17 protein-coding genes and 1 pseudogene are annotated in these 16,455 nt (G+C 74.0%); 8 read left to right on the top strand and 10 right to left on the bottom strand.

From position 1 onward, the window contains the following. The first annotated feature begins 146 nt into the window (after positions 1 to 146). Positions 147 to 986 carry an SDR family NAD(P)-dependent oxidoreductase gene (locus ABZ780_RS20285; protein ID WP_357001194.1) on the top strand — a complete coding sequence of 280 codons (840 nt, stop codon included), beginning with the start codon at positions 147 to 149 and terminating at the stop codon, positions 984 to 986. A 70-nt stretch (positions 987 to 1,056) separates the two neighbouring features. Here the strand turns inward: ABZ780_RS20285 and ABZ780_RS20290 are convergent, their stop codons facing one another. Next, complete coding sequence (locus tag ABZ780_RS20290) at positions 1,057 to 1,542, bottom strand: DUF1062 domain-containing protein (RefSeq protein WP_357001198.1); 486 nt, start codon at positions 1,540 to 1,542, stop codon at positions 1,057 to 1,059. 336 nt (positions 1,543 to 1,878) lie between these two features. Between ABZ780_RS20290 and ABZ780_RS20295 the strand changes: the two genes are divergently transcribed. Together ABZ780_RS20295 and ABZ780_RS20300 are read left to right on the top strand one after the other, a co-directional pair. Further along, positions 1,879 to 2,385, top strand: coding sequence for a hypothetical protein (locus ABZ780_RS20295; protein ID WP_357001200.1), 507 nt, complete (start codon positions 1,879 to 1,881; stop codon positions 2,383 to 2,385). Positions 2,386 to 2,474: 89 nt separating this feature from the next. Continuing rightward, entirely contained in the window at positions 2,475 to 3,050 is a 576-nt protein-coding gene (locus ABZ780_RS20300; RefSeq protein WP_357001203.1) for a maleylpyruvate isomerase N-terminal domain-containing protein, read from the top strand. Position 3,051: 1 nt separating this feature from the next. On the opposite strand, the gene ABZ780_RS20305 is transcribed toward ABZ780_RS20300, so the two are convergent. After that, positions 3,052 to 3,576 carry a GNAT family N-acetyltransferase gene (locus ABZ780_RS20305; RefSeq protein ID WP_357001205.1) on the bottom strand — a complete coding sequence of 175 codons (525 nt, stop codon included), beginning with the start codon at positions 3,574 to 3,576 and terminating at the stop codon, positions 3,052 to 3,054. A gap of 36 nt (positions 3,577 to 3,612) precedes the next feature. Further along, positions 3,613 to 4,098 (bottom strand): DUF1992 domain-containing protein, encoded by a 486-nt coding sequence (locus ABZ780_RS20310; protein WP_357001208.1) that lies wholly within the window; start codon positions 4,096 to 4,098, stop codon positions 3,613 to 3,615. Between the two features lie 233 nt (positions 4,099 to 4,331). Between ABZ780_RS20310 and ABZ780_RS20315 the strand changes: the two genes are divergently transcribed. Then, a complete protein-coding gene (locus ABZ780_RS20315) occupies positions 4,332 to 4,982 on the top strand; it encodes a LysE family translocator (RefSeq protein WP_357001212.1) in 651 nt (216 codons plus the stop codon). A gap of 90 nt (positions 4,983 to 5,072) precedes the next feature. On the opposite strand, the pseudogene ABZ780_RS20320 reads toward ABZ780_RS20315, so the two are convergent. Beyond that, a pseudogene (locus ABZ780_RS20320) lies at positions 5,073 to 5,945 on the bottom strand (DMT family transporter); the annotation flags it as partial. Positions 5,946 to 6,018: 73 nt separating this feature from the next. Here ABZ780_RS20320 and ABZ780_RS20325 point away from each other — a divergent pair. Beyond that, positions 6,019 to 6,954: a LysR family transcriptional regulator gene (locus ABZ780_RS20325; protein WP_357001215.1), complete on the top strand. Its 936-nt coding sequence runs from the start codon at positions 6,019 to 6,021 to the stop codon at positions 6,952 to 6,954. Between the two features lie 17 nt (positions 6,955 to 6,971). Here ABZ780_RS20325 and ABZ780_RS20330 read toward each other — a convergent pair whose 3' ends face one another. From ABZ780_RS20330 to ABZ780_RS20340, 3 genes are read right to left on the bottom strand one after another with little or no spacing between them, the layout of a single operon-like run. Further along, the gene (locus ABZ780_RS20330; protein ID WP_357001219.1) at positions 6,972 to 7,796 is read right to left on the bottom strand and encodes an SDR family NAD(P)-dependent oxidoreductase; all 825 of its coding nucleotides are present in this window, start codon (positions 7,794 to 7,796) and stop codon (positions 6,972 to 6,974) included. Next, complete coding sequence (locus tag ABZ780_RS20335) at positions 7,793 to 9,109, bottom strand: NAD(P)-binding domain-containing protein (RefSeq protein ID WP_357001222.1); 1,317 nt, start codon at positions 9,107 to 9,109, stop codon at positions 7,793 to 7,795. The genes ABZ780_RS20330 and ABZ780_RS20335 overlap by 4 nt, the downstream gene beginning before the upstream one ends. Before the next feature lie 56 nt (positions 9,110 to 9,165). Next, positions 9,166 to 9,813, bottom strand: a complete 648-nt coding sequence (locus ABZ780_RS20340) for a TetR/AcrR family transcriptional regulator (RefSeq protein ID WP_357001226.1) — start codon at positions 9,811 to 9,813, stop codon at positions 9,166 to 9,168. 57 nt (positions 9,814 to 9,870) lie between these two features. On the opposite strand from ABZ780_RS20340, the gene ABZ780_RS20345 reads away from it, so the two are divergent. From ABZ780_RS20345 to ABZ780_RS20355, 3 genes are all read left to right on the top strand, one after another. After that, positions 9,871 to 11,292: an MFS transporter gene (locus tag ABZ780_RS20345; RefSeq protein WP_357001229.1), complete on the top strand. Its 1,422-nt coding sequence runs from the start codon at positions 9,871 to 9,873 to the stop codon at positions 11,290 to 11,292. Between the two features lie 34 nt (positions 11,293 to 11,326). Further along, the gene (locus ABZ780_RS20350) at positions 11,327 to 12,484 is read left to right on the top strand and encodes a hypothetical protein (protein WP_357001232.1); all 1,158 of its coding nucleotides are present in this window, start codon (positions 11,327 to 11,329) and stop codon (positions 12,482 to 12,484) included. 271 nt (positions 12,485 to 12,755) lie between these two features. Next, a complete protein-coding gene (locus ABZ780_RS20355; RefSeq protein ID WP_007460094.1) occupies positions 12,756 to 13,097 on the top strand; it encodes an RNA polymerase-binding protein RbpA in 342 nt (113 codons plus the stop codon). A 67-nt stretch (positions 13,098 to 13,164) separates the two neighbouring features. On the opposite strand, the gene ABZ780_RS20360 is transcribed toward ABZ780_RS20355, so the two are convergent. The 3 genes from ABZ780_RS20360 to lnt all read right to left on the bottom strand — a co-directional run bounded on the left by ABZ780_RS20360 (position 13,165) and on the right by lnt (position 16,226). After that, positions 13,165 to 13,692, bottom strand: a complete 528-nt coding sequence (locus ABZ780_RS20360) for an FxsA family protein (RefSeq protein ID WP_357001235.1) — start codon at positions 13,690 to 13,692, stop codon at positions 13,165 to 13,167. Positions 13,693 to 13,756: 64 nt separating this feature from the next. After that, entirely contained in the window at positions 13,757 to 14,566 is an 810-nt protein-coding gene (locus ABZ780_RS20365; protein ID WP_357001238.1) for a polyprenol monophosphomannose synthase, read from the bottom strand. Positions 14,567 to 14,600: 34 nt separating this feature from the next. Continuing rightward, on the bottom strand, positions 14,601 to 16,226 hold the full coding sequence (gene lnt / locus ABZ780_RS20370; RefSeq protein ID WP_357002765.1) for an apolipoprotein N-acyltransferase: 1,626 nt from the start codon (positions 16,224 to 16,226) through the stop codon (positions 14,601 to 14,603). Positions 16,227 to 16,455: the final 229 nt, after the last annotated feature.

Here is a 16,455-nt window from a genome sequence, read left to right on the forward strand (position 1 = left end):
CGATGATAGGCCGACGATAAGGGTGGCCCACTTTGTCCCCCGATCAGGCGGGCCATTTTGCGGCCTGTCTCGCCTCGTCAGCGCTGGTTCAGTGGATGTCAGGCCCCACTGGGGCACTTCCCTGACAGACAGTATGGAGGCATCTCATGTCGACGTGGTTCATCACTGGCGCATCCCGGGGGCTGGGTCTGGAGATCGCGCGGGCCGCTCTCCGGGGCGGCGACACGGTCGTGGCAGCCGCCCGGGACCCGCAGAAGCTGCCGGACGACCTGCGGCGCTCCGACCGGGTCCTCGGCGTCGCCCTCGACGTCACCCAGACCTCGCAGATCACCGCTGCCGTCGAGACGGCCGTGCGGCACTTCGGTGGCATCGACGTACTCGTCAACAACGCGGGCCGTGGTCTGCTCGGCGCGCTGGAGGAGATCAGCGACGACGAGGCGCGCTCCCTGTTCGACCTGAACGTCTTCGGGTTGATCAACATGACTCGGGCTGTCCTGCCGGTCATGCGAGCCGCCGGATCGGGCAAGCTCGTGCACATCGGCTCCCGCTCCGGATTCGAGGGCGAACCCGGAGTGAGCCTGTACAGCGCCTCGAAGTTCGCGGTGGCCGGCATCAGCGAGGCGCTCGCGGTGGAGCTGGAGCCGTTCGGGATCCAGAGCATGGTCGTGGAGCCTGGCGTCTTCCGCACCGACTTCCTGGACGCCAGTTCGCTGTCGACCCCGGCGCAGCGCATCCCCGCGTACGACGGCACACCCGCGCACGTGACGCTGGAGTGGAGCGACACCGCCAACCACACCCAGCTCGGTGACCCGGTCAAGGGCGCTGCCCTGATCTACGAGGTCACCGGTGGGGACAAGCTGCCCGGGCATCTGGCCCTGGGTCGTGACGCGATCGAACGCCAGCTGGTCAAGATCGCCAGCATCCAGGACGACCTCGCGGCCTGGCGGGACAAGTCCGCCGCCACCGCCTGCGACGACGCCGCCTGATCGCCCCGAGATGGCATCCATGCTCAGCCGTAGCCGGGCGGACCGGGTGGTCCGCCCGGCTACGGCCGCGCTAGTCCCCGGCCAGCACCGTGAAGGTGAATCCGGCGCTCGTGGGACGGCGCGACGGAATGTCGCACTTGACCCGCCGCCGCACCTCGTTCCTGCTGAGGCCGAGCCCCTGTGCGATGAGCCGTTCCGGGCGCACCGGCACGGGATCTTCGAAGGCGACCGCTACCCGGACCGGCCACGCCTCGTCGAGCCGCGCCGGCCCGATGTCCAGTCGCCAGGCGTCGGACCAGTCCAGGGTGAAGTGGCAGCGCCGGGCAAGCAGCGGATCCAACAACGTGGACGCCACCAGCGCCGGATCGTTGAGGCGGTAGCCGCGAAGTTCGACGGGATCGAAGGATCCGACCGTCTTTCGCTCGTGCACGGTGAGTTTGCTGGTCCGATCGCAGGACACGCAGCGGACCAGCAGCCACACGTCCAGCAGTTTGCCGTTGGCGTTGACGCGGAACCTGCCCTGGCCGGTGGTGGCCGACTCCGATCGGCAGTCCACGCAGCGTAACGACAGCAGGGGCAACCTGGTTCGACGAACGACCCAGGGCAGCACGATATGCGGTGGTGAGGACATGACTCTCCAGACCTGACAAGAGGCCGGTCATACGCGGCCTCGAACGCTGGATGACCGGGCGCACGAGGGCAGCCCGGAAGAGCCGACGGCAGCGTCGGCTACAGGTGAGCGCGAGAAGGTGTCAGGTCTACAGAGCAGGCGGGGTCACGCGTTTTTGTCCTCTGTCCGCACTGGGATGGGTTGAGGGCACCGTACGGAACGCCGACGGCGCGCTCAATCGGATTTGACCCTCGACCGGGTCGAGGCCCGAGCATCGGCGGCATGGACGACCAGCCGACACCCGACCCGACCATGACGCGCATCATCGAAGCGGTGCAGCTCGGCCAATCCGGTACGCCGACGCGGGCCCGCGAACTGCTCACCGCCCTCTGGGACGAGATCGGTCCCACCGGCGACGCCCTGCACCGCTGCACCCTCGCCCACTACCTCGCCGACCTCCAGGACACCGCCGAGGCCGAGCTGGTGTGGGACGAACGCGCGTTGGCCGCCGTCGCCGACCTGACCGACGAGCGGGCCCGGCAACACGACGACGCCCTGCGGGTACGCGGCTTCCTGCCCTCGCTGCATCTCAATCTCGCCGACGTGCACCGGCGGCTCGGTCACACCGGGCCTGCCCATGAGCACCTGGCCACGGCCCGCCAGCTCACCGACGCTCTGCCCGACGATCCGTACGGCGACATGATCCGCGCCGGGATCCGCGGCGTCTCCGACGCGCTGGCGGCCGGGTCGACGACACGCCTCGATGCCGCAGCCACGTCCGCCGGCTGACGAACCGGGTTGCGCCAACCCGGAGCCGCCGCGTCCGCTGGCTGACGATTCCGGTTGCGCCGAGCCGGAGCCGCTGCGAGGGTCGACGGATGCCAGCGGTGACCGGCGCCGACCTGCTCCAGGCGGCCGACGAGATGACCCGGGTGCTGCACCCGCACCGGGAGCACGACTGGTCGGTGCCGGCCGGCACGCTGACGTGGAGCTGCTGGACCACCGCCGCGCACGTCGCGCACGACCTGCTCGCGTACGCCGGGCAGGTCACCGGCCGCCCGCAGGACGGCTACCTCCCGTACGACCTGCGGGTCTCCCCCACCGCGAGCCCGGCGGAGGTGCTGGCGGTGGTGCGGGCCTGCGCCGGCCTGCTCGCCGCCGTGGTCGACGCCGCCGGGCCGGACGTGCGGGCCTGGCACTTCGGCCCCTGCGACCCGGCCGGCTTCGCCGCGATGGGTGTGGCGGAAACCCTGCTGCACACGTACGACATCACCGCAGGACTGGGCGTGCCATGGCTGCCCCCGCAGGGGCTGAGCGCGCTGGTGCTGCGGCGCCTCTTCCCGGACGCACCGGACGGCGACGCACCCGACGTGCTGCTGTGGATGACCGGCCGCGGCGAGCTGCCCGGCCGGGAACGGCGTACCTCCTGGAGTTGGCGGGCCGCCGTCGACTGACTCAGGGGGCGGCCAGTGTGTGCCGGTGACCGTCGAGGGGGAACGGTGGCCGGGCCGGCAGCACCTCCTGGAACAGGTAGCCGCTCTTCTGCGCCACCCGGCAGGATGCGACGTTGTCCACCTGGTGCATCAGGTCGATGTGGGGCAGCCCGGGAAACCGGTCGAACGCCCACTCGCTGAGCACGGTGACCGCCCGTGGGGCCATCCCCCGCCCACGCGCCCACGCCGCCGTCCAGTACCCCACCTCGGCGCCCGGCCGGTAAAGGTTGGCCCGCTTGAGCACCACGTTCGCCACCAGCGGTGAACCGGCCGCGTCGCCGTCGAGGACGGCGAACGCGTACCGGTTGCCGTCGTCCCAGTCGTCGCGCACCCGGTCCAGCCACCGCCGGCCCTCGGCGGCGGTGGTCACCGGGACCCGGGTCCACTGGCGCAGCACGGGATCCCGGTAGGCGGCCAGCAGCGCGTCGAGGTCGTCCGCGCACCAGCGGCGCAGGGCGAGTGTCGAGGACGCGGACACGATCAGCATCGGCACAGTCTGCCGTCGCGGTCGCCGCCGTGGGGGTCAGCCGCGGCGGCGCCAGCGCAGCCACCAGCCGCGCCGGGGTCGCCGGGCCGGCGCGACGACCGTCGCCTGCTCGGCGGCGGGCGGGCGGACCTCGCGTCGGGTGCGCTCGGCGCGCCAACGGTGGACCACCTCGTCGGCGTTCACCGGACGCACCACCACCCGGGGGCCGTCAGGGTTGCGCAGCCAGGCCAAGATCTGCGCGTTGAGCTGCGCCACGAAGTCCCGCACGGACTGTTCGGTGGGCAGGTCGCGGACCTCGTCGGGGACCTGTTCGACGCGTCGACGCAGTTGCAGCGGGGTGGGCAGCAGCAGGTCGCTGGGCAGCGCCTCGCGCTCCAGGAAACTCTTGATCCACCACGACTCGTCGTACGGGGCGCCTTTGCCGGGGATCGGCTTGCCCATGCCGGGCAGGTCGTCGAACTCGCCGCGTTGCACGGCTCCCCGGATCTGCGCCTCCACGGCCGCGTCCCACGCTTCGGTCACCCTGCGGCACCTCCCCTGGCCACCGTAACGCGCCGCCTCCGGCCGGCGACACGCACCGCAACGGATCAGCGCGGACGGGCCGTCGACCATTCCCGGCGGACGTCCAGCAGGTGGTTCACGCCCCCGGTGACCGGTTTGGCGCGGCAGGCCACCGTCGCGGAGGTGGATCTGGGCCGGAGGTGACCGCCCTGCCTACGGTCAGTGTCAGTGATCATGGGGCAGGGGGGTTTGTCATGGTGGGTACGGGTGCACTGCTGGGCATCACGCTGGTGGCGTTGGGGCTGGTGCTCACGCCCGGCCCGAACATGGTCTACCTGATCTCCCGGTCGGTGGCGCAGGGCCGCCGGGCCGGCCTGGTCTCGCTGCTCGGGGTGGCCGCCGGGTTCGGCGTCTACCTGGCAGCGGCGGTCGCCGGGCTGGCCACCGTCTTCGTCCTGGTGCCGACGCTGTACGCGGTGGTGAAGCTCGCCGGGGCCGGCTACCTGCTCTGGCTGGCCTGGCGGACGCTGCGCCCGGGTGGGAAGTCCCCGTTCACGCCCGCGCCGCTGCCGCCGGACCCGCCCCGGCGGTTGTTCACGATGGGCCTGGTCACCAACCTGTTGAACCCGAAGATCGCCATCCTCTACGTGTCGCTGCTACCGCAGTTCATCGACCCGGCGCGGGGGCACCTGGCGGCGCAGAGCCTGCTGCTCGGCCTGACCCAGATCACCGTGGCGCTGACCGTGAACGCGCTGATCGTGCTCACCGCCGGCTCCCTCGCCGGGTTCTTCGCCCGCCGGCCGCTGTGGCTGCGGGTGCAGCGCTGGGTGACCGGGACGGCGCTCGCGGCGCTGGCCGTGCGGATCGCCGCCGACCGGTCCCGCGCGGCGGTCGCCACCGGCTGACCTCTGGTGGGTTGGCCCGGGGTCGGACGCTCGACGCGTGCTCGGGCCCGGGCGGCGGTTGCCGGTGCGTCGGAGTTGGAGGACGACGACGGAGGACAGCACCAGCGCGCCGCCAGCGAGTTGCACCGGAGTCAGGGACTCGCCGAGGACGAGCGCGGCCAGAGCGGCGGTGACGACGGGCTCGAAGGTGGACAGGATGGCGGCGGCCGACGGGCCGGTGCGCTTGAGCCCGGCGAAGAAGCTCAGCATCGCCACGACGGTGGAGACCACGGCGATGCAGGCCAGCCAGAACCATCCCGCCACCTCGAAGTCGAGGTCGACGCCGCCGGTGAACAGGGCGCGGGCGCCGAGAGTGCCGGCCGCACCGGTCATCACCAGGGCGGACAGCACCACGGGTGCCAGCCGTCGCACGACGGTGTCGGCGACGAGGATGTAGACGGTGTAGGTGATCGCGGAGGCGAAGGCCAGCAGCGCCCCGAGCAGGTGGAAACTCACGGCGCCGGCCCCGAGCAGGACCAGCAGTGTTCCGCCGGAGGCCGCCGCCAGCGCGGCGCCCCGCGCGGGTGTGAGCCGGTCACGGCCGAGCAACACCGCTGCCACGGTGACCATGACCGGGTAGGTGTAGAGGATCAGGGCCAGCAGCGAGGCGTCCATCAGCTGCAACGCGGAGAAGAACAGGCTCGCCTGCGTGGCGTACCCGATGGCACCCAGACCGACGGCGATGGCCAGCACCCGGGAGCGCGTCATCGTCGGCTGACCGGCCGCCTCACCCGAGGGAGTGCCGGACGTGGCGCTGCGCATTCCCGGCCGCACCAGGAGGACGATTCCGAGCAGGACGGCGGCCAGGGTGAAGCGGACCAGTAGCAGCGACCCGGGTGAGACGCCAGCGTCGTAGGCGAGCTTGCCGAAGATCGCCATCGCGCCGAAACAGGCCGCGGACAAGAGACACAGTGCTGCACCCATGCCGCCAAGGATCTCGGACGTGACCGATCGGGTCTAGCGATGATTCCCGGAGCTGAATCGTTAGGATTTCCGCATGATCGAGCTGGGTCTTCGGCGGTTGCGCTTCCTGCGGGAGTTCGAGGAACGAGGCACCCTGGCCGCGGTCGCCGCGGCTCTGGGCTACAGCCCGTCCACCGTCTCCCAGCAACTGGCCCTGCTGGAGAAGGAGGTCGGCGCCCGCCTGTTCGACAAGGCCGGGCGGGGTGTGCGGCTCACCGACGCCGGACACCTTCTCGCTCAGCACGCGCGGGTGCTGCTGTCGGCGGCCGAGGCGGCAGAAGCCGACCTTGCCGCCCTCAGCGGCGATATCCGGGGCACCGTGCGTGCCGGCGGCCTGCAGTCGGCGGCCCGCCGCCTCCTCGTCCCGGCGGTGGCCCGCATCAAGGCCGACCACCCGCAGGTCCGCGTGGAGATCTTCGAGCTGGAGCTCGAACAGTCCCTGCCAGGTCTACGCCTGGGCGCGGTCGATCTCGTCATCGGCGACGAGTACGACAGCCACCCCCGCCCCCGCCCCGCCGGACTCCGCTTCACCCTCCTGCTCGAAGAGCGCCTGAAGATCGTCCTGCCCGCAGCGCATCCCCTCGCCCAGCCCGGCGGACCCGTCGCGGTGACCGACCTGCGATCCGACATCTGGGCCGCCTCAGCCGAGGGCACCGGCCACCACGCCATGGTCGTCGGGACCTGCCGCGCTCTCGGCGGTTACGAGCCCGACCTGCGGCACCGCTGCAGCGACGCGGACGTTCAACTCGAACTCGTCCGTGCCGCTGCCGCCGTTGCCCTGATGCCGACCTTGACCGTGCCCCGCGACGACCCCGCGCTCGCGATCCGAGATGTCGCCGAAGCCACCCTCAAGCGGCGGTTGTTCGCCGCCACCCGAGACACCCCGCCGGCTCCCGCTCTCACTGCCTTCCTGGCAGCCGTGACGGACCAGGCACACAGGATCGGCGCTCAGCCCGCGGCCGCGCGCTGATGCGGACGTAGCAGGGGTCAGCGGTCGAGATCGCGGTGCCGGCGCACCATCCCGGCGGCCAGCGGCGCGGCGTCCAGGTCGCCGGCGGCGAGGCGGGCCGCGAGGGTACGACGTACCAGCCGGTCGGCCAGCGCGGGCGCGTGCCGGCCGACGGCCAGCTCCAGCCGGCCGCGTGTCGTGGTCGCCACGTCCCGGGGTGCGCGGCGGGCGGTGGCGGCGCGCAGGATCGCCGCGACGACACCGGCGACGGGCTCGGGCCGGGACACCCCCTGCAGGGACAGGCCGGCCTCGGCGGTGCTGTCGTGGATCGGTGAGGCCACCATGCTCGGGTAGACGACGCTCACGCCGACGTGGGTGCCGACCTCGTGGCGCAGCGCGTCGGCGTACGCGACGAGGGCCCGTTTGCTGACCCCGTACGCCGCGGCGAGCGGCAGCGGCAGCACCGCCATCCGGCTGGCCACGAAGATCACCCGTCCGCGGGCGGTGACCAGCGCGGGCAGCGCCGCGGCGGTGGTCCGCCACGCGGCGAGCAGGTTGACCTCCAGTTGCCGGTGCACCACCTCGTCGGGCGGCAGCTCGGCCGGGGCGGGGCCACCGACCCCGGCGTTGTTGATCAGCAGGTCGAGCCCGCCGAGCCGGTCGACGGCGGCCTGCACGGCCGGTGGCACGGCGGTCGGGTCGGTCAGGTCGCAGCCGAGCACCGGCAGGTCCTCGTCGGGGCGCGCGTGCAGGTCCAGCCCCACGACCCGGGCGCCGGCGGCGCTCAGCGCAGCGCCGAGGTGCCGGCCGAAGGTGCCGCTCGCCCCGGTGACCAGCACCCGCCGGCCGGTCAACCCGGTCACCGTCCGGCTCCCGTGCGGCGGGCGCCCGCGGTCAGCTCGCGGGTCAGCTCGGCCAGGTACGCGTCGAAGTCCACCCGCATCGCCGGGCGGCGCTGACCCCAGCGGGCGGTCGCGGCTCGCAGCTCGGCCCGGCAGGCGGCCCGCTGTCGCTCCGGGTCGGGCAGCGCGTACCGGCCGGTCAGTTGCGCGGCGATCAGCTTGGCCTGCGCCTCCACCAGGGGAAACGCGGACCCGGTGGACTGCATCAGCCCGACGAACGTCAGGCCGGGAGCCTCGGGGTGGAACACGTGCCGGTACAGCGGCAGGGTGTCGGCGGCCCCGCCGAGCAGCGCCGGGTCGAGGAACGGGATCTCCACCCGGTAGCCGGTGCACCAGACGATCAGATCGACGTGGTCGCTGCGGCCGTCGGTGAAGTCGACCCGGTCGCCGTCGAGGGCGGCGACGCCAGGCCGGGCCTCGACGTCGCCGTGGGTCAGCCGGGACAGCAACCCGTCGGAGAGCGTCGGATGGTCCTGGAGGAAGCCGTGCGTCGGCGCGGGCAACCCGTAGCGGGTCGGGCTGCCGACGGTGGCGCTCAGCATGGTCTGGCTGATGCGCTGGCGCAGTCGCCACGGCAGCCGGCGGGCCAGCGCGCCGTTGAGGGTGTCCGAGGGGCGGCCCAGCAGGTATTTGGGCACCACCCAGACGCCTCGGCGCAGCGACAGCAGGGTGCGTTCGGCCGCGTACGAGGCGTCGACCGCGATGTCCATCGCCGAGTTGCCGCCGCCCACGACCAGGACCCGCTTGCCGGTCAACTGCTCGGGGCCCCGGTAGTCGTGGCTGTGCAGCTGCTCGGCCGTGCAGGTGCCGGGGTAGGCCGGGTCGGGCAGTCGGGGCGTCCGGTTGTGGCCGTTGGCGACGACCACCGCCTCGACGGTGACCTCGACCGGCCCGTCCGGACCGTTGGCGGTCACCGTCCAGGTGCCGGCGGGATCGCGGGTGACCCGCTCGACGGTGTGCCGCAGGCGGATGGCGTCGCGCAGGCCGAACCGGTCGGCGTAGTCGGCCAGGTAGCCGGCGACGCGGCGGTGGTCGGGGTAGTCGGGCCAGTCGGCGGGCATCGGGTGGTCGGCGAACTCGGTGCGGCCCCGGCTGGTGTTCAGGTGCAGCGTGCGGTACGCGGGCGAGTCCGGAGCGCCGTACACCCAGAGGCCGCCGACCTGGTCGGTGGCCTCGAAACACACGGTCGGCACGGCCGCGTCGCGCAGTGCCTTGACGGCGGCGAGTCCGGCCGCGCCGGCGCCGATCACCGCCACCCTGGGTGGTGCCTGCATCGCTGCCCCCATTTAATCCAACGTCCGATGGATAATCGTCGCGCGGGGGCGGCCCGTCAAGCGACCGGCGGTCCGTACAGCCCGTCGAGCAGGCGGTGCACGAACGCGCGGAACTCGCGCCGCTCCCGGGCGCCCGGCGCACCGGCGGCCAGCGCCACCACGTGCCCGTGGGTGGCCCAGACCAGGCTGCGTACGGTGACGTGCGGGGTCGGCTCGGTCAGCGCGCCGGCCGCCGCCGCGGCGGTGAGCAGTTCGGCCACCAGCCGGTACAGCGGTTCGGCGTAGCGCTGGTCCAGCTCGGTGTGACGCTGCGGTTCCAGCCAGCGGCGCAGCCACAGCGCGGTGGTCTCCGGGTGGTCCTCCAGGAAGTCGACGAACACGTCGACGAGATCGTGCAGCGCCTGCCGCGCCGCGTCCGGCCCGGCGTCGAGGGCCGTGCGCGCCCGCTCGGTGGCCCCGGTGAGCACCTCCCGCTCGGCGGTGAACACCCGGGCGAAGCAGGCGTCGTACAGCGCCGCCTTCGTACCCGTGTGGTGCGCGACAGTGGCGACGTCCACGCCGGCGGCGGCGGCGACCTCCCGCAGCCCGACGGCGTCGAAGCCGCGTTCGGCGAAGAGCGCGGTGGCGGCGGTGAGCACCACCTCGCGGGTCGGTCGGGTCTCCTCGCGTCGGGGCCGACCCGGACGGCGTCGGGGCATGGTCATGGCCGCCATTCTGCCCCTAGAATCCAGCAACCGTTGGATTGCGGAGAGGATGCGGCGATGACCGGGCTCGACCGGCGGCCCGTGGCCGCCACCGACACGACGCTGCCCCGCGGCCCCCTGGCCGGTTTCGCGGCCGGCTCGCTCGGCATGGGTGTCTGGGTGACCGTGCCCGGCCTGCTGCTGCTCTACTTCCTCACCGACGTGCTGGCCGTCGCGCCGTGGCTGGCCGGTCTGGCGCTGCTGCTGCCGAAGATCGCCGACGTGCTGCTGCACCCCTGGGTGGGCCACCGCGCCGACGTCGAGCAGAGCCGCCGGGGCGACCGGCGGAGACTGCTGCTGCTCGGCTGCGCCCTGCCGATCGCGTTCGCCGCGCTCTTCGCGGTGCCCGGCGGGCTGACCGGCGCGCCGGCCGCCGCGTGGGTGGCGGTGTTCTTCGTCGCCGGCAACCTGCTCTTCGCCGCCTACCAGGTCCCCTACCTGGCCACCCCGGCCGACCTGCGGATCGGCTACCACGAGCGCACCCGGCTGATGGCGTTCCGGATGGTCGTGCTGACCCTGGGCATCCTGGTGTCCGGGCTGCTGGCCCCGCTGCTGACCGGCGGTGACGCCGCCACCCGGGGTGGCTACCAGCGGATGGGCGTGGTCCTCGCGGTCGGGATGCTGGCCGCCATGCTCGTCGGCGTGGCCGGCATCGCCCGCCTGCGCGGCTCCGCGGCGACCCCCACACCGGCGGGGCACGGCGGCTGGCGGGCACTGCGCACGGCGTTGCGCGATCGGCAGTTCCGCTGGCTGGTCGCCGCGTACCTGGCCATGTCGACCACCACCCACCTGGTGCTGGCCGGGGTGCCCTACTACGCCGAGTACGAGCTGCGGGCGCCCGGCCTCACCACGGTGCTGGTGGCCGCGTTCGTCGCGCCGGCGCTGCTGGTCACCCCGGGGTGGCTGGTGCTGGCCCGCCGCGTCGGCAAGCAGCGGGCGCTGCTCGGCGCGCAGGGCGCGTTCGCGGTGGGCTCGCTGGTGCTGGCGGTGGGTCGGCCGGCCGGGCTGCCGCTGCTGATCGGCGCGGTGGCGGTGCTCGGGGTGGCGTTCGCCGGCATGCAGCTGCTGCCGTTCTCGATGCTGCCCGACGTGATCCGCGCCGCCACCACGGCCGGCACGGACACCACCACGGCCGGCACGGACACCACCACGACCGCCACGGGCGCCAGCGCTGCCGGCACGACCGGCGCGGGCACCTACACCGGGGTGTGGACCGCCGCCGAGGCCACCGGCGCGGCGCTCGGCCCGTACGCGTACGCGCTGTGCCTGGCCGTGGGGGGTTTCGTGGCCTCGACGGCCGGTGAGTCGCCGGTGCAGCCGGATGCGGCGCTCGCGGCGGTCCGTTACGGCTTCGGGTTGCTGCCGGCGGTGGCGATGCTCGCGGCGCTGCTGCTGCAACGCCGCTACACCCTCGACGCGACCGCCCGGACCGCGACCTGACCCGTCGGCGCCCCGGCACTAGACTGCGACCTCGATGGACGCCGAGCCCACCACCACCGACACCCGCCCGTGCGCCCACTGTGGACGGCCGGTGCCGCAGCGGGTCGGCGCGGGTCGACCGTTTCGCTACTGCCGGGACAACGACGGCGCCTGCCAGCGTGCCTCTCGCAACAGCCGGATGCGGCACCGCAACGCCCCGGGCCTGCCCGGTCAGGTGGCCCGCACGTGGGAGGCGGTGGACCGGCTCGACCAGGTCGTCGAGACGTTGACCGAGGCGTTGCACGCCGAGTTGTCCCCGGTGGGTGTGCAGCGGCAGGTCGCCCAGGTGCGCGCCGAGGCCGCCACCGAGATCGCGGCGGCGCAGACCGAACGCGACGAGGCCCGCGACGACGCCGAGAACGCGGCGGCCGACGCGGCGCGCGCCCGGGAGCAGGCCCGCGCCGCCCTCGCCGAGGCGGACGACGCCCGGCAGCGCGCCGAGCGGGCCGGGCGGCAGGCCACCGCGGCCGAGGAGCGGGCGCAGCACGCCGAGGCTGCCCGCGACCAGGCGCGGCACGACGCCAGCGCCGCCGAGGCGCTGCGCGCCCAGGCCGAACGGGACCGGGACCAGGCCCGCGTCGAGGTGCGTGACCTGCGGGCGGAACGCGACGCCGAGCGGCAGCGGGTGGCCGACCTGACCGTCGAGCGGGACGGGGTGCGTGCCGAGGCCGAGCGGGCCGCACGGGTCGCCGCCGAGGCGACCGAGCGGGCCGGGCGGTGGCAGAGCGAGGTGCAGGACGTTCGCCGCCAGATCGACCAGGCCCGCGCCGACGCCGCGCGGACCCGCGCCGAGGCAGCCGACGCGGCCCGCGCCCGCGAGCAGGCCGACCGGGCGCGCGACCGCGCCCAGGTCGCCGCCCGTGAGGCCGACGACGCCCGGCAGGAGGCCGCCGAGGTCGCCGCCCGGCTCCGCGCGGAGTTGGCCGCCACGGCCGCGCAGCGCGACGCCCTCGCCGCCGATCTGACGGCCGTCCGGCAGGCCGCGGCCACCGCCGAGGGCCGGCTCACCGCCCTGTCGGTACGCCTCGACGCCGCCGAAACCGACCGTGACCTGGCCCAGCGGCGGGTGGCGCAGCTCGGTGACCAGGTCAGCGACCTCGCTCTGGCGCTGGCCCGACTCGGCGCCGCCGCCCCCGACGAGGCGGCCCGCTGACCGGTGCGGCGCCGGTGCGGGCGGTAGGGTTGCCGGCCGGTGGACGCCGGCGCAACCTTCACCGCGTCCGGGCGGTTAACATCCCCGGTGGCAGCCATCACCCGCCACCGCCGAGACCCGCCCGGGATCACCCGGTCGGGTAGCCGGCCAGGCCGGCTACCCTTGGTTGCGGCCCACCCGTGGGCGCCTCACGCCCTCGGGCGGGAATGAGGCGACGGGAACCCACCGTTACACCCAGAAGACCAGCACCACGAACGAGGGGAAGTCGATCATGGGCGAGCGTATGCTGCGCGGAAGCCGGCTCGGCGCGGTCAGCTACGAATCCGACCGCAACACGGAGCTCGCGCCGCGTCAGACCCGCGAGTACCTGTGCGCCAAGGGCCACCAGTTCGAGGTGCCGTTCGCCGTCGACGCCGAGGTCCCGACGACCTGGGAGTGCAAGTTCGACGGCAGCGTCGCTCGACTCGTCGACGGCAACGAGCCGGAGCAGAAGAAGGCCAAGCCGCCGCGTACCCACTGGGACATGCTGCTGGAGCGGCGCTCGATCGCCGAGCTCGAGGACATCCTCGCCGAACGGCTCCAGGAGGTCCGTACCCGCCGCGGCCGCGCCTGAGCAGCCGCACCACCACACGCGTCGGCGCCCCCGGGGAAGTCCCCGGGGGCGCCGACGCGTGTATGCCTCAGTTGCGGTGGCCGGGCTCGACGATCTCACCCTCGATGGCCTGGCCGCCGTCGACCACGACCGGCTGCTCCGGCTCCGGCTGCGGCGTCGGTTGCGGCGCGCCCTGACGCACCCGCACCGTCCGCGGCCCGAACAGGTCACCGGCGACCATCGACGACACCCGCCGCTCGGCGCCGCGTTGCACCCCGGCTCGGACCAGCCGACGCACCGGCGGCACCATCAGCAGCAACCCGACCAGGCCGCTGACCAGCCCCGGCACCGCCAGCATCAGCGCACCCGCCAACCCCACGAGCCCATCGGTCACCTGCCGTCCCGGCGGCTGACCGGCCTGCGCGGCGGTGCGGAACCCCCGCCAGGCCCGCATCCCCTCCCGGCGCAGCAGCACCAACCCCAGCAGGGACGCGGCGAACACCAGCAGCACCGCCACGCCGAACCCCACCGCCCGCCCCAACAGGACGAACGCCGCCAGCTCCAGCATCACCGCCAGCAGCAGGGCAACCGGTACGAACCTCAGTCCTCGCCGCATCTCACCTCATCGCTGTCGCGCGGCACCTGACACGCGCCGCTCATCCAGCATGACACGGCCGCGCTCACGGCCACCGCGCCTGACCGGTGGGGGTGCCGTGCACGCCCCGGCGTACCGCCTGGCGCCGGTCCTGCACACCCCAGCGGGTGATCCGCCACAGCGCCTCGGCCACGATGCGCGGGCTCATCTTGCTGTCACCGCGTTCCCGCTCGGCGAACGTGATCGGCACCTCCACGATCCGCACACCCGCCCGGTGGGCCAGGCGGGACAGCTCCACCTGGAACGAGTAGCCCTGGGAGCACACCGACGCCAGGTCGATGGCGTCCAGGGCGCTGATCCGGTACACCCGGTACCCGCCGGTGGCGTCGGAGACCGGCATGCCCAGCGCGAGACGCGCGTACAGGTTGCCGCCGCGCGACAGCAGGAGCCGCCGCAGCGGCCAGTTCACCACCCGCGCCCCGCTGGTCCAGCGGGACCCGATCACCACGTCCGCGTCCCGGGCGGCCTCCAGCAGCGCCGGCAGGTCCTCCGGGGCGTGTGAGCCGTCGGCGTCCATCTCCACGACCGCGTGATAGCCGTGCTCGCGCGCCCACCCGAAACCGGCCAGGTACGCCGCGCCGAGCCCTTCTTTGCCCTTGCGGTGCAGCACGTGCACGTGGGCGTCGTTCTCGGCGAGGCCGTCGGCGATCGCGCCGGTGCCGTCGGGGCTGTTGTCGTCGGCGATGAGGATCCGCACGGCGGGGGTGGCTCGGCGGACCCGACCCACGATCGCCGCCACGTTGTCGGCCTCGTTGTAGGTGGGGATCACCACCAGCACCCGGCCCACGCCGGGCACCTCGTCCGGACGCCGGATCGTATCGGTCGCCTGGATCACGGTTCCTCCGCTCCCGCCGGCGTACCGGCTGTTGCTACCCGGGCACGACCCGTTGGCGGCGGCGCAGCACCCCCGCGCCGACCAGGGCGGCCACGGCCAACCCGGCCAGGGCCAGCTCCGGCCACCAGCCGAGACGGGTGGCGAGCGTCCGTCCGTCGTCGAGTCGCAGCTCCCGCACCACGACCTCCCGGGTGTTGAACCCGGTAGCGTCGCTTACCCGGCCGTCGGGGGCGACGAACCCGGACACCCCGACCGTGGAGGCCATCAACGCCGGCCGGCCGTGCTCCACCGCCCGCAACCGCACCATGGCCAGTTGCTGGCGGGCCTCGGCCACGTCGAACGTGGCGTTGTTGGTCTGCACCACCAGCAGTTGCGCGCCGCCGGTGACGGTGTCGCGGACCACCTCGTCGTAGGCGACCTCGAAGCAGATGACGTCGCCCAGGACCACCTGGCCGGCGCGCACCACGCCCGGGGTGCTGCCCGGCACGAAGTCGTTGCGGACCAGGTCGACCTTGTCACTGACCATCCGGGCGACGTCGCGCAGCGGCACGTACTCGGCGAACGGCACCGGGTGCCGCTTGGTGTAGAGCTGCGACAGGTCCGCGCCGGTGTCGGGCCGCCACAGGATGCCCGCGTTGCGGACCTGCCCGGGGTCGGGGCCGAGCAGCACCGCGCCGACGAGGATGGGTGCGCGGATCGTGTCGGCGGCCTGGGAGATGCGGGCGCCGGCGGTGGGGTTGCGCAGCGGGTCGATGTCGCTGGAGTTCTCCGGCCACACCACCAGGTCGGGCTGGCGTTGCGTGCCGGCGGCGACCTGGCCGGCCAACTCGATGGTGGCGTCGACGTGGTTGTTGAGCACCGCCTGCCGCTGGGCGTTGAAGTCCAGCCCGAGACGCGGGACGTTGCCCTGCACGATGGCCACGGTGACCGACGCGCCGTCGCCGGCGGCGGCGACCGGCACCAGCAGGCCCGCCGCGACCACCGCCACCGCCGCGGCGGCCGGCGCGACCACGGGCGTCCAGCGCCGCCCCGACCCGGCCCCGGTCGGGGCGCTGCCGCCGTCGTCAGGCGTGGTGTCGGCGGGTGCGCCGTCGGTCAGGTCGGTGTCGACCGGCACCCGGTGGGCGCGCCACGTGGCCCAGGCGCGCCACGCGGCGGTGACCAGCAGCCCACCGGTGAGGGCCACCGCGAAGGTGACCAACGGCGCACCACCCAGCGCGGCCAAACGCAGCAGCGGCGACTCGTCCTGGCTGAACGCCAGCCGGCCCCACGGGAAACCCCCGAACGGGGTCCGGTCGCGCAGCGCCTCCTGCCCGACCCACAGCAGCCCGGTCAACGCCGGCCACGCCCACCGGCCCCGGTCGGCCAGCGGCGACACCCAGGCGGTGGCCGCGCCGAGCAGCGCCAGGTAACCGGCCTGCAACAGCGACAGCAGCACCCACGGCAGGTAGCCGGTGTGCAGGTTCGTCCAGGCCAGCAGCGGCCCGAACAGCGCCACCCCGGTGAGGAAGCCCACGCCGGCGCCACCGCGCAACCGCCGCCGGTGCGCGGCGGCGGCCAGCAACGCCACCCCGACGGGCGCGAGCGGCCACACCCCGTACGGCGGGAACGCCAGCAGCAGCGCCAACCCGGCGACGACAGCCATCGGCACGGCCACCATCAGCGGCAGCGGCCGTCCGGCGACAACCGGGCGTGGCCGTACCGCCGGGGCGTGGGTCTCATCCCGGTCCAGCGTCGTCACCGCAGCGTCCCCTCGATCACGGGGCGAAGGCTACCTGGCCGGCGGGCACATCGGCCGCATCGGGCTGCCGGGGACAGACCGCCCGGCGGACATGAAATCGGGGCGCGGCTCGCGCCGCGCCCCGATGCTCCCAGGCCCTCCCCGGCCG

Origin of the sequence: Micromonospora sp. NPDC047467 (genome assembly GCF_040643095.1) — a bacterium.
Taxonomy (GTDB): domain Bacteria; phylum Actinomycetota; class Actinomycetes; order Mycobacteriales; family Micromonosporaceae; genus Micromonospora.